General features: G+C 29.8%; 14 protein-coding genes. All 14 read right to left on the bottom strand.

The window, feature by feature from the left end; genetic code table 11:
* Positions 1-215: 215 nt before the first annotated feature.
* On the bottom strand, positions 216-1,676 hold the full coding sequence (locus C661_RS0110200) for a nicotinate phosphoribosyltransferase (RefSeq protein WP_017415211.1): 1,461 nt from the start codon (positions 1,674-1,676) through the stop codon (positions 216-218).
* Positions 1,677-1,750: 74 nt separating this feature from the next.
* Positions 1,751-2,515, bottom strand: a complete 765-nt coding sequence (locus tag C661_RS0110205; RefSeq protein WP_017415212.1) for an ABC transporter permease — start codon at positions 2,513-2,515, stop codon at positions 1,751-1,753.
* A complete protein-coding gene (locus C661_RS0110210) occupies positions 2,497-3,222 on the bottom strand; it encodes an ABC transporter ATP-binding protein (RefSeq protein ID WP_017415213.1) in 726 nt (241 codons plus the stop codon). The genes C661_RS0110205 and C661_RS0110210 overlap by 19 nt, the downstream gene beginning before the upstream one ends.
* Positions 3,223-3,360: 138 nt before the next feature.
* Positions 3,361-4,290 (bottom strand): ABC transporter substrate-binding protein, encoded by a 930-nt coding sequence (locus C661_RS0110215; protein ID WP_017415214.1) that lies wholly within the window; start codon positions 4,288-4,290, stop codon positions 3,361-3,363.
* A 103-nt stretch (positions 4,291-4,393) separates the two neighbouring features.
* Complete coding sequence (locus C661_RS0110220) at positions 4,394-5,140, bottom strand: polysaccharide deacetylase family protein (protein ID WP_017415215.1); 747 nt, start codon at positions 5,138-5,140, stop codon at positions 4,394-4,396.
* A 275-nt stretch (positions 5,141-5,415) separates the two neighbouring features.
* The gene (locus C661_RS0110225; RefSeq protein WP_017415216.1) at positions 5,416-6,219 is read right to left on the bottom strand and encodes an MBL fold metallo-hydrolase; all 804 of its coding nucleotides are present in this window, start codon (positions 6,217-6,219) and stop codon (positions 5,416-5,418) included.
* Positions 6,220-6,603: 384 nt separating this feature from the next.
* Positions 6,604-7,527: an NUDIX domain-containing protein gene (locus C661_RS0110230; RefSeq protein WP_017415217.1), complete on the bottom strand. Its 924-nt coding sequence runs from the start codon at positions 7,525-7,527 to the stop codon at positions 6,604-6,606.
* A gap of 345 nt (positions 7,528-7,872) precedes the next feature.
* Positions 7,873-8,421 carry a GNAT family N-acetyltransferase gene (locus C661_RS0110235; protein WP_017415218.1) on the bottom strand — a complete coding sequence of 183 codons (549 nt, stop codon included), beginning with the start codon at positions 8,419-8,421 and terminating at the stop codon, positions 7,873-7,875.
* A 216-nt stretch (positions 8,422-8,637) separates the two neighbouring features.
* Entirely contained in the window at positions 8,638-9,063 is a 426-nt protein-coding gene (locus C661_RS0110240) for a GNAT family N-acetyltransferase (RefSeq protein ID WP_017415219.1), read from the bottom strand.
* Between the two features lie 182 nt (positions 9,064-9,245).
* Complete coding sequence (locus tag C661_RS0110245) at positions 9,246-9,797, bottom strand: nucleotidyltransferase family protein (RefSeq protein ID WP_017415220.1); 552 nt, start codon at positions 9,795-9,797, stop codon at positions 9,246-9,248.
* Positions 9,798-9,817: 20 nt separating this feature from the next.
* Positions 9,818-10,501 (bottom strand): pseudouridine synthase, encoded by a 684-nt coding sequence (locus tag C661_RS0110250; RefSeq protein WP_017415221.1) that lies wholly within the window; start codon positions 10,499-10,501, stop codon positions 9,818-9,820.
* 177 nt (positions 10,502-10,678) lie between these two features.
* Positions 10,679-11,137, bottom strand: a complete 459-nt coding sequence (locus tag C661_RS0110255; RefSeq protein ID WP_017415222.1) for a PH domain-containing protein — start codon at positions 11,135-11,137, stop codon at positions 10,679-10,681.
* A 65-nt stretch (positions 11,138-11,202) separates the two neighbouring features.
* A complete protein-coding gene (locus C661_RS0110260; protein ID WP_017415223.1) occupies positions 11,203-11,946 on the bottom strand; it encodes a YoaK family protein in 744 nt (247 codons plus the stop codon).
* Positions 11,947-12,086: 140 nt separating this feature from the next.
* Positions 12,087-13,202, bottom strand: a complete 1,116-nt coding sequence (locus C661_RS0110265) for a helix-turn-helix domain-containing protein (protein ID WP_017415224.1) — start codon at positions 13,200-13,202, stop codon at positions 12,087-12,089.
* Positions 13,203-13,415: the final 213 nt, after the last annotated feature.

The raw sequence follows: 13,415 nt of genomic DNA on the forward strand, positions 1-13,415 counted from the left end.
GAAAATTAGTCGAAGTTAAATTATACCACTTTTATACTGTAAAAAAAAGTATATAAGCAATTAACTTATATACTTTTTAAATATTAATATTAACTTTTAAATGTGTTATGAAAATCAAAGTCACTAAGAACCTTTTACCTCAAACCTTTCCTTACTCTTAAGGCTCTCTTAAAAAGTAAGTAGGCTACACTAAATATTCTTACTATTTAAGCATATTATATTCTATCTTTATACTCTTCAATTAAGTTATTCTTTATATTCCAAAGTTCTTCGGATAAATCTACATAATACTTATGAGGGTATTCAAATCTTTTTAACTCATCCCAAAGAGAGTTAACTTCTTCTCTACAATAATCTTTTATTTCCTCTATTTTAGGTAAATTGTATACAAGTTCACCTTTTTCAAAGATTTTAACTTGCAACCTTCTTGCTTTAAAATTCTCTACAATCTTCTTTTTCCAAGTAAAAACAGGGTCAAATAAGACGTAGGGTTTTGTTTCATCAATTACTTCATGATGAATTGTTAATATATCTGCTATAGCTTTGCCACTTTCCTTTTCATAAAGTCTCCACAACCCTTTATAATGAGGATTTGTAACCTTTTCCACATTTTCAGATAGTTTAATTCTTGGAATTATTTCTTCTCCATCTTTTACAGCCACTAATTTATAAACACCTCCAAAAACAGGCTCACTTTTAGAGGTGATTAGTCTTTCGCCTACTCCAAAGGTATCTATATAAGCTCCTTGAGAAATTAAATCCTTAATTATAAACTCATCTAAACTATTAGATGCCACAATTTTGCAGTCCCAAAGCCCTTCTTTATCTAAAATTCTTCTACATTCTTTAGAAAGATAAGCCATATCTCCACTATCTAATCTAATTCCTTTTAGCCTTTTTCCTAGTGGTTCTAAAACTTCTTTTGCAACCCTTATTGCATTGGGAACTCCACTTTTAAGTACATTATAGGTATCTACTAAAAGAGTGCAGTTATCTGGATAGGTTTTAGCATAAGCTTTAAAAGCTTCATACTCATCTCCAAAAAGCTGTACCCAAGAATGTGCCATAGTCCCTATAGCTGGAATCCCCATTTCCATATCTGTATAAACATTGGAACTGCCTATAGCTCCAGCGATATAGGCTGCTCTGGCTCCATAAATTGCACCGTCATAACCTTGAGCTCGCCTTGAACCAAATTCCATTACATTTCTTCCTTGAGCTGCTCTCACAATCCTACTAGTTTTAGTAGCAATTAGACTTTGATGGTTTATAGTTAATAAAATCATAGTTTCTATGAGCTGTGCTTCTAATATTGGTCCACACACTGTAAGAATTGGTTCATTTGGAAAAACTACTGTACCTTCTGGTACTGCCCAAATATCACAAGTAAACTTAAAGTTTCTTAAATAATCTAAAAAGTCTTCACTAAAAATCCCTTTAGCTTTTAAAAACTCTATATCACTTTCTTCAAACTTTAAACTTTTAATGTAATCAACCACAGCTTCTAGACCGCATGCTATAGCAAAGCCTCCTTTATCAGGAACTTTTCTAAAGAACATATCGAAGTACACCATTGTATCCTTAAAGCCATGGCTTAAATATCCATTACTCATAGTCAATTGATAATAATCCATAAGCATGGTTAAATTTCTAGGGTCATTAAAAAATTTATTCATTTACGCCACATCCTTTTGCCTAACAATTTCTTAATATACCTCTAGTATTACCTTTGTTCCTGGTTAATATTTCATTAATTTATCCAAGGACAAAATTTCTTTTCTAGCAAATCAATGGACTTAAAAATTACTAACCCCATAATGCTCAAGGCTAATATCCCAGCAAACATTTCTTCATAATGGATTATGGTAAAGGAATTCATTATAAAGTATCCAATTCCATATGCCGTTGCAAAATTTTCACTAAAAAATAGTACAGAAATACTAATTCCAATAGTTATTCTTAGTGAGGAAAATAGTTTTGGTAGTATAGCAGGAATTATTAAATGTATGTATTTTTCTCTTGTGGAAAGTCCTAAGGTTTCCATAGAATTAAATAAACTCCTAGGTATTTCCTTAATTCCATCTCTTACTGCAATTTGTATTTGAAACACAATTATTGTGACAATAAGTATAACCTTTGGCACATCCCCAAACCCAAAGAGTATTAAAAATACGGGAAGAAACGCTATTTTAGGTATAGGATAAAGTATATAGGTTATTGGGGAGCATATACCATCTACCCTTTTGCTAAGCCCCATTGCAATTCCTATTGGTATTGCAATGACAAGGGAAATTAATAATGCTACCATAATTCTATAAAAACTAAAGAGTAAGTGTAACATTAAGTCCTTTCTTAGAAGCTTGAAAAAAGTTACTATAGTTATAAAGGGTGACGGTATTATGGAGGAGTTAATTAATAAGTGAGCTATATACCAAAATAAAAGTATGACTATACTTCCCTGTAAAGTTTTATTTTTAAATATAGTTTTTAAAGGTGTTATTTTTGGTATAACCATTTCCGTACCTCCCTACAAATATTGTAATAGCTGTCCTTCTCTCTTATATCACTTTGTCCAAAGTAAGGATTATGAATCACCTTTTTAATTTTAGTGTTTTCCATTACAATTATTTTTTGTCCTAAAAACACAGCTTCCTCAATACTGTGAGTTACTAACACTAATGTCATTGGATGATTTTTGTATAATTCTAATATTAAATTTTGTAATTGCTCCTTTGTAATTTCATCTAAAGCTGAAGTTGCTTCATCGCATAGCAATAAATCTGGATTTAAAACTAAGGTTCTTCCAATTGCTACCCGTTGCTTTTCTCCTCCACTAAGTTCATGAGGATACTTATTCTTATGCTGTGTTATGGACAACTCTTCTAGCATGTTCTCAACTTTATTCTTAATTAAGTTTTTATCTATCTTTCTTACCTTAAGTCCAAGGGCTATATTATTCCATACATTTTTCCAAGGTAGCAATCCCAAATCCTGAAGTATAACTCCTGTTTCTTGCCTTGTTCCCTGCAAGAATTTATTGTCTATTAGTACTTCTCCACTACTTTCTTTTATAAGACCAGCTAATATGTATAATAAAGAAGTTTTTCCGCAGCCAGAAGGTCCGATAATAGCACAAGTTGAGTTTCTTTCTATATTAAGTTCAATATTATCTAACACTAATTTTTCTCCATAATTTAAGCACAAATTCTTAACATGAATCATAACTCCACCTCTTTAGAGTAAAAAACACCCCAAAGGGCGTTTTTATAATATTTAGCTTACTAGCTAGTTAATGTATTAATTATTCTTTATAATCTCTCTGTACAAAATACACATTATAAAAATACTAAATATTTTATCTTATTTAATAAAATTGAAATTTCCTATATCCTCATATTTATAATCATTTTTCACAGTATTTTTTGTCTTAGTCCATTTTAATACATCTTCAAAGGTTTCTTTTGGTATTGCTCCAGCCTTTTCATATTTTGCTCCACTACCTAAGTAATTCTTAATAGTATCTGAGAAGGTATATTTATTTAAATAACTTCCATAGGTCTCTACACTTTCTGTATTAATAAGTTCTACAGCTTTATTATAAGCTCTATAGAAAGCCTTTACCCCTTCAGCATTATTTTTTATAGTATTCTCATCAAAAATTACTGCTCCTGCTTTTATATTGTATTCTTTAGAAGAAGCTAATACCTTAGCTCCTTTTTCTTTTAACTGAGTAGCTTGCGGCTCTGTAAATATAACACCACTGATTTTATCTGCTAGAATTGCTTCAAATCTGGCAGGAATTGAAGGTATATTTACAACTGAATAAGTTATATTATTTTTTTCTGCCATTTTATCCATAATATATTCCAAAACAAAGTTTGGAACTAAGGATACATCTTTTTTATCTAGTTTTTGAAAAGTATCTATTCCAGAGTTTGGTGAAGTTAATAGTTTAAAATCTTCATTTATATCCGAAGTAATTTTCATTTTAAAGCCACCATCATTAAGGCTTAAAGCAGTCATAACATCTGCAATTGTACCATTTAATAGCTTCCCCTGAATTGCTGCGTTTCTATCATTAGGTGAGTTGAACATAGTTAGCTCTACGTTTAATCCTTCCTTTTCAAAAAAACCTTGTTCTTTGGCTACTATAAAAGGTATAGCAGATTCTGCTGGAAGAAGTCCAAATTTTATTGGCTCAGTTTGTTTTGGCTTACTTTGGCAACCTGCAAAACCTAAACTAGTAGTTAGTATTATAACTGATGTAAGTATTGATAATATTTTTTTCATGTTATTCCTCCATTGTTATTTAAAAATATATTAAAGCAATATAATCAAATATTAAGGGATTCAACTTATTTATATGTTAATTTACCTCAAATTTTCATATCACTTAACTATTAAACATTTCTATGAACTTATCTATATCATAGTTTATAAAAACACCATATCTGTAAAGTTCCATTGGATTTGTTTTAGCGGTGTTTTTTCCTGGCTCAGAAGTAAAGCCTAGTAAATATCCCCATTCCTTTAAATTATCTATAACACCCTGATTGTATCCTCCAAAAGGATAAGCAAAAACTCCTTTAGTGTTTACAACCTCCTCGCATTTCATTAAGTCATTGTAAAGAATGGCTTTCTCTGCAATCTGAACTTCTGTATAATCTTTTCCCCTTTTATGTAAGCTTGCAGTATGATTTGCAAATTCAAAAACATCACTAATTTCTTCTACTTCCTTAAGGCTCATAGTAATGGATTTCTCAATACTATATTCCTGTGGTTCTGAAAAAATCCAATTCTTAACCATAAACCCAACTGCATGGAAGTTGTATTTCTTAAGTATTGGGTAGGCATAAATATATACAGATTTAAATAAATCATCAAAGGTTAAAAGTACAGCCTTTTCAGGTAATGTCTTTCCTTCATAATAAAAGTCCTTCACCTCTTTAAGTGTTAATGTTTTATACCCATTTTCGTATAAATACTTCATTTGCTTTTCAAACTCATCTAAAAAGCAAAATAAAGGTGTAGGCAATTTATCTACATAGTTATCGCTTACACAAATCCCCTGATTAACTGTAGGTGTAAAATCTTCCCTTTTTATAATTTCATGGTACATTAATGTGATAAAACTACTCAAAAACTCATCTCCCTATATACTAATGTTAATTATTATAACATTGTTAATTCTTAGATAAGTATATTACTTTTGTTAAATAAATTCAAATTTTTCCAAAACAATATTTTTCAATTTTATAAATTACAACTCACCTTGTCATCATAATTATAAAGCAGTATCCCTAAAATAAAGGCTAGGTGAATTGTCCTATTAGAATATTTCTTACTGTGAAAAGCAATAAAATTGCATTTTATTTTAAATTTTACTTTATTAACTTTTTATTAAAAAGTAGTTATTTATAAATTAACTACTTCTAAGTCATCAGGAACTAAAATATTTCCCATGAAATATTCTCTTCCTTCTTCTGTGTATAATTTTTTTCTCTCTACTATATTCTTATCTTCAGTATGATACATTATTAGATTTTTAACTTTTAGCCTAGCTGCATTTTCACAGGCCTCTTTTACTGTGACATGATGTTTATCATAGGGTTTGAATATCTCTCTTTGGGAGTACAAGCAAAAGGCTTCATGAAGTAAGTAGTCTGCTTCATTTGCATAGTCAAATAATACTTCTCTATAAGGCTCGTCCCCTAGGAAGGTAATTTTTTTCTTATTGTTTAATATGGTTGTAAATCCAAATTGTAATTGTTTTGTGCTTCCAATATCAAAGAACTCAATATCCCAAGTTAATATCTGTTCTTTATGATCATGATTTATTTCTATAAATAGAATTTTATCATCAATGTAGTTAGTGAATTTCTTATCTAAAAGTAAGCTGGAAAGGATTCTGATAGCTTCAATATTCTCCTTATGACAGTAAATCTTCAAATTCCCTTCATATTTTCCATTAATAATTTGTTGAGCAATAGCTCTAATAATCCATATAATTCCTGTAATATGATCATTATGTCTATGAGATATAAAAACATGATGAATTTTAATTATAGGTATATTTAGCTTTTCCAAATTAGTCAGTATGGTGTTTCCTCCACCTGTATCTACTAAGAAATGTTCCTCTCCGTTGCTTAGTGTAAAACAAGTATTGTAGCATTTAGTTACCATGGCACAGCCTGTACCTAAAATATTGATTTTCTCCATAATTACCTCCAAATACTTTACTATATTTTCTAGCTACCTTATATCAACTTTTAATTTATAGAATGCAATAAAGATACTGCATAAATATATCTAATTCAAATTTGCATTCTCTTTTATATAAGTTGTCTAAAATTATCTTGCAATGTAAAAATAATATTACAACTTATATTTTAAAGCTTTCCAGATAATAAGGTTATAGGGTTCCATGATAGAATTTTAACTTATTCATCTTCATAACCCCTTAAGGGAACCAGGGTAGGACTCGTGTATAAGTTAATTTTAAACTCTGGTTCTCTATAATAAAAATTATTATACATTAACTAAAATTAAAAATCTCCTATAGATTTAACTTAAAATCAATCTATAGAAGATTTTCTATAAATGCTAAAACTCATGCTCCCAATTAGCGTTTAACTCATATAATTGTTCTGAACTTCTCACTGTGTTATTTTCGCATTCCTTAACTTTTACTACCATATCTCCAAGCTTGCACTCTAGGTTTTCAATTTCTCTTCCAAGTATAGCTTCATAAACCTGGGTCAATGCTTTTAAAGTAAAGGTTTTAAGCAACAAGTTTAAGGCTATAGGAGTGTATTCAATTTCTTTTCTTATCCTATTCAAACCACAAAATATTAATTTAAAATGATCTGCTGCTAAGGAATCAGTACTGCTATCTAAAAGGCTATAATTCAACTCTTTCTTTCTCATAGCATCATTACTAATCTTTTCTTCCACCTTATAAGAAATTTTAGTTTTTTTATCCTCAGAGGTAAGGTGTAAGATATTAGTTTTGGTAAAATATTCTTCATAGACCTTTTTGCCCAAAAACTCAGTTTCCACATTAAACAACATCACATTTTCAGCATCATCCCCTGCTTCTGGTTTTAACTTATCTTTAGGAATAAGTGCGATGTTACCTACTGTTATAATTCTAGTTCTTGGGTCTCTTGGAATAGTTCTATCCTTATCGATGTACATCTCACCAAAAGCACCTAATTGCTCTACATAAATGTCAGTTACTCCAGTTTCTTCTTCAAGCTCTCTGTAAGCTCCCTGGATTAAATCCTCATCCATATTTAAAAACCCGCCTGGAAGTGCCCATTTGTGAATAGAGGGATGATCTCTTCTTTGTATAAGCAAAAGCTGTAGCTTCTTATGAGGCGAGTTGCTTCCTTCTTCACGCTCATCTAAGGTAAATATTAATACATCATTAGTTACACTAGGTCTATCATATTTATTGGGATCATAATTTCTTATAAATTCACTTTCAGTAAGTCCTTGTTCATTTCTAAATTCTCTATTGTCCATATGCTCTGTTTAGCTAATAGTTGTAATATAACTTTTATTAGATCTAATAGAATACTTCAGGTCATTAAACCTATCTTATTTTCTATTGTAAGTTTTAGAATTATCTTATAAACAACTATTACTAATGGTTCACATCCTTTCTTTAGTACTTCTATGAAAATAAATACTATAGACTAACTATAAACACTTTACGTACACCTTCTTATATTTCCCTGCTTCAAACCTTCACATTCCTATTTTAAAAAAAGAACTACCTTAAGCATTAGTAGTCCCTTATCATTATATAGATATAATCCTATATAATGATTATACAAATATTACCACACTTTAGTCTACAACTTAATTTTAAAGTTCTTTATAGTATAGTAACCTTTCACTTTCAACTTCTTTCCCATGTACAATTTCAGTTTTTTTTAACTTTCCACTTAACTGAAAGCCCATTTTTTTAATGGACTTTTGAGAATTTATATTTTCTTCTCTTATTGTTGCACGCAAAACTGAATATGTTCCATCTTCCTTTATAAATGGAATTAAACTGTCTACTGCTGAAGGCATAATTCCTCTTCCCCAGTATTCTACACTAAGTCCATATCCTATAGTTAAAACCTCGGGTTCTTCCTTATTTAGTAATCTTATAACTCCTACAAGTTTCTTAGGAATTACAGTATAAATCCCTAGATATATATTATTGTTTTCTTCCATTCTTTCCTTTATTAGCTCTATAAACTCTTTAGTATCTTTAATTGATTTATGAGTTTTTCTAGCAATATATTTTGCCACTTTTTCATTGCTATAAATATTGAAAAGATCCTCTATAAAATCATTAGTTATATTGTCAATACTATACTCCTCTGAAACTGCAATGGGCAGTTTATTTTGAATTATTTCTAACATAATATCCCCCCATAATAAACCTATAGTCATACCTATATTTATAGTCCTATGTTTATGCATTAATTTTCTCTTTTCAACTTGATAATAACTATTTATGTTTATAAGTTACCTACCTATTTAGAAATTAATCTTTAGTAAAATTTCTACCTAAGATTCCTCACTGTTAATGAAATCTTAAATAAAATTACTGCTAATTTATTAAGCAATAAAGCTAGTTTATTGTTCAATAAAACCCTTTTCTTGCATTCTCTCACTATTTAAAAATAATGCCATTCCTGTTTTCATTCTTTTGAATCCCAACTTTTCATAAAATGCATCTTTTCCTGGAGCAGCATATAAAATCACATTACACTGTGGAATGGTTTTTAAAATATTATCTACAACTACCTTTCCTATACCCTTCCCTTGATATTCAGAGATAACTGCAATATCGTAAATTCCTGCCTGGTAAGCTCCATCTGAAATTGCTCTACCAAAGCCAATTAACTTTTCGTTATCAAAAACAAACACCACAGTATAGCTATTTTCAAAGGCTTTTCTGTGAGTTTCAGCATCAAAGTATCCCATTCCAACAGCTTTAAGTGTATCAGTTATCTGCTGAAAATCTATGCCTAGACAATCATATTGAATCCTTAAATTCATCTCTATCTCTCCTTACAATTATTTCACTTTATGTTTTCGTACTACAAATACCTAAATTTTATTTCGTACAGAATTCATGAATTGTATTATTCTATTAATAACTACTAAATACATACTTTCCTCTAGAAATAGTATACTCCTTCGAAAAATAAAAAATAAGACATCCAAACATATACCTTACTTTATAGTATAATAAAATTTTCAATCCTATTTCTCACTTCGATAGGCAAACATCCTTCTAAAGCTCTCTTTAATAAATCTGTATTTTTCACCCCATTGTTCAGCATATAATCTTCTATAAGTTTTACTTTTACTTTTCTATTAGGAATTACTTGATATAAAACATACCAATCTTCCAAAGATGTAAGCGGTATTTCAATTCCATTTATTATTTTCTTACTTGTTATTGCTTCATTATTAAACTTGTACTTATATGACCCTTCTTCATGATTAATAACCATTCCTGCCATAACATCCACATCAATGCCATTAACCACATATTCATAAAAGTACTCTGTATCATAGGTAGACACTTTTTCTTGTATTTTCTTCTTGCCTAGTGAAGTCAGAACCTTATCTGCTTTTTCAATGTCTTTTATGTGAACCATAATATCTATATCATTTGGTTTATCAACTAAGCCATAATGGTTTAATAAAATGGATGCTCCTACAGCCCAAGTAATGTTTTCTCCATTTAATTTGCTACCTATATAACTTAATGTATCTAATAACACTATGCAACACCTCTACTTATTTAATTATAACTTCTTAACTCACTTACTTCTTCTTCAGTTAGGTTTCGCCACTTACCTATTTCCAAATCTTGAAGCTCTACATTCATAATTCGAACCCTTTCTAAGTGGATAACCTCATATCCAAAAGCTTTTGTCATTCTCCTAATTTGTCTATTTAACCCTTGGGTAAGAATAATAGAAAAGGTATCTTTACTTATTCTTTTTACAATACAAGGCCTAGTTTTAACTCCTAAAATTTCAACACCTTCACTCATCCCATTTATGAAATTATCATGAAAAGGTTTATTTACAGTTACTATATATTCCTTTTCATGCCCATTATCAGATTCTAAAATTTTATTTCCAAGGTCTCCATCATTAGTCATTAATATTAACCCTTGCGATTCCTTATCTAGTCTTCCCACTGGAAATATATAGTCTGGATAACTCATAAAATCAATTATGTTATCTTTAACGTCCCTTGCTAAAGTGCATGTAATTCCTACTGGTTTATTTAAAACAATATAAACCTTCTCCTTTGGTTTAATAGGTTCATTGTCCAATAGAATGCTATCATATTCTTCTACCCATTGACCAGGTTCACAAAGCTGTCCGTTTACAATTATTCTTCCCTGTTTTATTATTCTATTGGCATCTTTCCTTGAACAAATTCCGTAATTACTAAGTAGTTTATTTATTCTCATATTTAAATTGTTATCCTTTCAACTCTTTGAACCTATAGAAGGCATCTTTTCCCATTATCTTTAACTGATATAGACTTTTTAGGTAACTCTGTACTTTATTCTTGTGTAAAGCCTTAAAGCAGCCAATATCACTCATATATAAATAAGTTCTAATTATAATTTCAATATTCCTATTTTTTACATAGGATCAAAGTCTATGTTTACTACTATACTAGGTAATTTTTCATTTAATAATTCAACTATCTTATCATAGTTCTCTTTTTCAAAGCAAAGATTATGATGAAATCCTTCTCCACTATATGAAACCTTTATGGTTTCGCCTTTATTTATGTTAATATTTCTTACCTTATTCCAAGAAATAAACTGTGCACCCCTATACATAGAAGCAAATCCCTTTAGAGTTATTCCTTCTTTTAAATAACCAGCTATAATTAAAACCACACTTAATATTCCCATAAAATAGTGTATTTGAATCTTTGCAAACCTGTAAGTAATATATAGTAACACACCAATACATATTAAAAGAAATATTTTATCAATGTTTTTTTTCTTAGCTCTTATTAATAATTCTTTAGTAATTTTAAAGTCCCTTACAATAATTGTAATAAATAAAATACTCAAAACCCAATTTAACATTAACTCACCCCTAAAACATAAAATTACTTCGCTACCTTTTTAAGTGCAAATACTTCTTATCGCTTTTAGTCACTTAACGCATTACTTCCAGTAGTGCTTCTTTTAACTTCACTTATGCTAAGTAAAGTAACAGCAAGAACTAACACAATAGCAGCACCCCATATTGCTTTAACACCCATATATGAGGTTGTTAATCCCCCTAGAAAAGCTCCTACTATAAAAGAAAAAATAATAGTAAAATACTCTAGTGCTTTTAAAGCTGATTTTTTATCTTTATTCACTACAGCAACATAAGCTGCTTGTGAGGCAAAATATAAATTTCCTGTGGACATGGTGGTGCTATATGGGTAAGCATGAAGTTTTCTAAAGGTAGCTACCTGAACAGAGGCTACAAAAGAAATAGTAACAGTTACAAAGCTATTAGGTACCGTATTGGGAACAAATCCTATGATAAAAAGTACTACTATCTCCAGTAATAAAATAGTTCTTACAGAATCCCTTATAAAAAACCTTGGTGGAGACTTCTTTATAGTCTCAGCAACCACTACCCCAGCTATAAATGCTAAAATAGGAGGCATATGAAGAAGTGCCTGAATCCATTGTCCCTTTGAAATCTCTATGCTCACTAGTACAATGTTTCCTGTTTGAGCATTAGCAAAAATTCCTCCCCTACCAACGTAAGTGTATGCATCCAAAAATCCTCCTACAATAGCTAGAAGTATTCCTAACCTAAGAGATTCTGTAGTTACTTTATTCATACTCATCTTTTCTTTAATCTTATTAGTTATTTTTATGTCTAAATTCTCCAATTTCAATCCCCCACATATTAGTATACTAATAAAATTATATCACTTTAGTAAAATATAAACTAACTACAAGAATAGCAATAAAAGCACTTCCTAGTAGAAATGCTTTTATCTTATAAATCTATTTATTGTTTTTATAGATTTTAACCACAACTTAAAGAGATTTTCTCTAAACTCTTCAACTCCTTAAGTATCTTAGTAAATTCTTCTTTATCGCTAATTAAATCAAATTCTTTTCCTTCAAGGATTTTAAACATATTCTCATACAAATTCATAGTTATTGTACGCTTACCTTGGGGAATCTCATTAAAGCACCAAATTGTAGAAAACTCCCTCCTCTTATTAATATCATTTCTTTTCATATCTTCTACCATGCGCTCAAGCATTTCAATTGCCTTAGAGGTTTCATTAAACTTTAAATAATTTATAGCATAATATAAATACTCATTGGATAATCCTATTACTGAATCTCCTTCCGGTGATAAAGCTTTTTTCACATTAAGAGCTAAGTTATGATATTTTTCTATAATATTTAAATCTTTTTTCTCCTCTTTCATGTAGGAATTTATAAGGCCTAAACAAATTAGAGAAATTTCATTAATATTCTTATATAAATTACTCTGTAATATTTCCCTTGCCTTTTTTAACTCCTTCTTTTCAATATAGATGTTTGTAAGTATTAAATTAGGATCAAGTTGGCTTTTTCTAATTTTATTTAAGCACTCTACGGCCTTATCCTCCTCTTCTACTGTTGGATATAATGCACCTAATTGGAATAGGGCTTGCTCACACAATTCTACGTTAGAACAATTTTTAGAAACATCTTCAAATAGTTCAATAGACTCGCCAATCATCTTCATACCCTGTTCTTCACTTGAACTTTTCCAAGAATACATAGTAAAGAGAAAGCCTATTCTTAGCTTTAAATAATAGCTATTAGGATATTTTGATAGATAACCCTTACTCTTATATATAGCCTCATCTAGCTTCCCACTACTAAATAATTTCTCACATTCACTAAACAAGTTCTTAACTTCATCTTCTGAAAGTTCAACTTTAAAATTTAAAAGGGTATCAATTGTAATATTAAAGAAGGTGGCTAAAACTGGCAGTAAAGTAATGTCAGGATAGGAAATTCCGCTTTCCCACTTTGATACCGCTGCTGTAGATACACCAATAAAGTTTGCAAGTTGATCTTGAGTAACTCCCTTTTCTTTTCTTAACCTGTAGATAACTTCTCCTACTAATAACTTTTCCATTTATTATCACTCCATAAATTTACTCTAGGATCCTATAGTTTTAGTATATATCACTTTAATCTATATACCAATGGACCCCTAGTTTAATACCATCCTTAAAACTTAACTAGTAGTTAAATTTAATTTGCAAAAATAAATGTATAGTATGTTACCTTATATGTCACTGCATTAATAGGAGGCATATTTTATCCAATATTATTTCAAGTTCCTATG

It is taken from the genome of Clostridium tunisiense TJ, from assembly GCF_000300195.1.
In the GTDB taxonomy this organism is placed as follows: domain Bacteria; phylum Bacillota; class Clostridia; order Clostridiales; family Clostridiaceae; genus Clostridium_J; species Clostridium_J tunisiense.

Coding starts and splice junctions, on each gene's coding strand:
- C661_RS0110240 (WP_017415219.1), bottom strand. CDS start 9,063: ATGAATTTAAGGATTCAATATGATTGTCTAGGCATAGATTTTCAGCAG.
- C661_RS0110205 (WP_017415212.1), bottom strand. CDS start 2,515: ATGGTTATACCAAAAATAACACCTTTAAAAACTATATTTAAAAATAAA.
- C661_RS0110235 (WP_017415218.1), bottom strand. CDS start 8,421: ATGTTAGAAATAATTCAAAATAAACTGCCCATTGCAGTTTCAGAGGAG.
- C661_RS0110225 (WP_017415216.1), bottom strand. CDS start 6,219: ATGGAGAAAATCAATATTTTAGGTACAGGCTGTGCCATGGTAACTAAA.
- C661_RS0110210 (WP_017415213.1), bottom strand. CDS start 3,222: ATGATTCATGTTAAGAATTTGTGCTTAAATTATGGAGAAAAATTAGTG.
- C661_RS0110255 (WP_017415222.1), bottom strand. CDS start 11,137: ATGTTAAATTGGGTTTTGAGTATTTTATTTATTACAATTATTGTAAGG.
- C661_RS0110215 (WP_017415214.1), bottom strand. CDS start 4,290: ATGAAAAAAATATTATCAATACTTACATCAGTTATAATACTAACTACT.
- C661_RS0110200 (WP_017415211.1), bottom strand. CDS start 1,676: ATGAATAAATTTTTTAATGACCCTAGAAATTTAACCATGCTTATGGAT.
- C661_RS0110265 (WP_017415224.1), bottom strand. CDS start 13,202: ATGGAAAAGTTATTAGTAGGAGAAGTTATCTACAGGTTAAGAAAAGAA.
- C661_RS0110230 (WP_017415217.1), bottom strand. CDS start 7,527: ATGGACAATAGAGAATTTAGAAATGAACAAGGACTTACTGAAAGTGAA.
- C661_RS0110250 (WP_017415221.1), bottom strand. CDS start 10,501: ATGAGAATAAATAAACTACTTAGTAATTACGGAATTTGTTCAAGGAAA.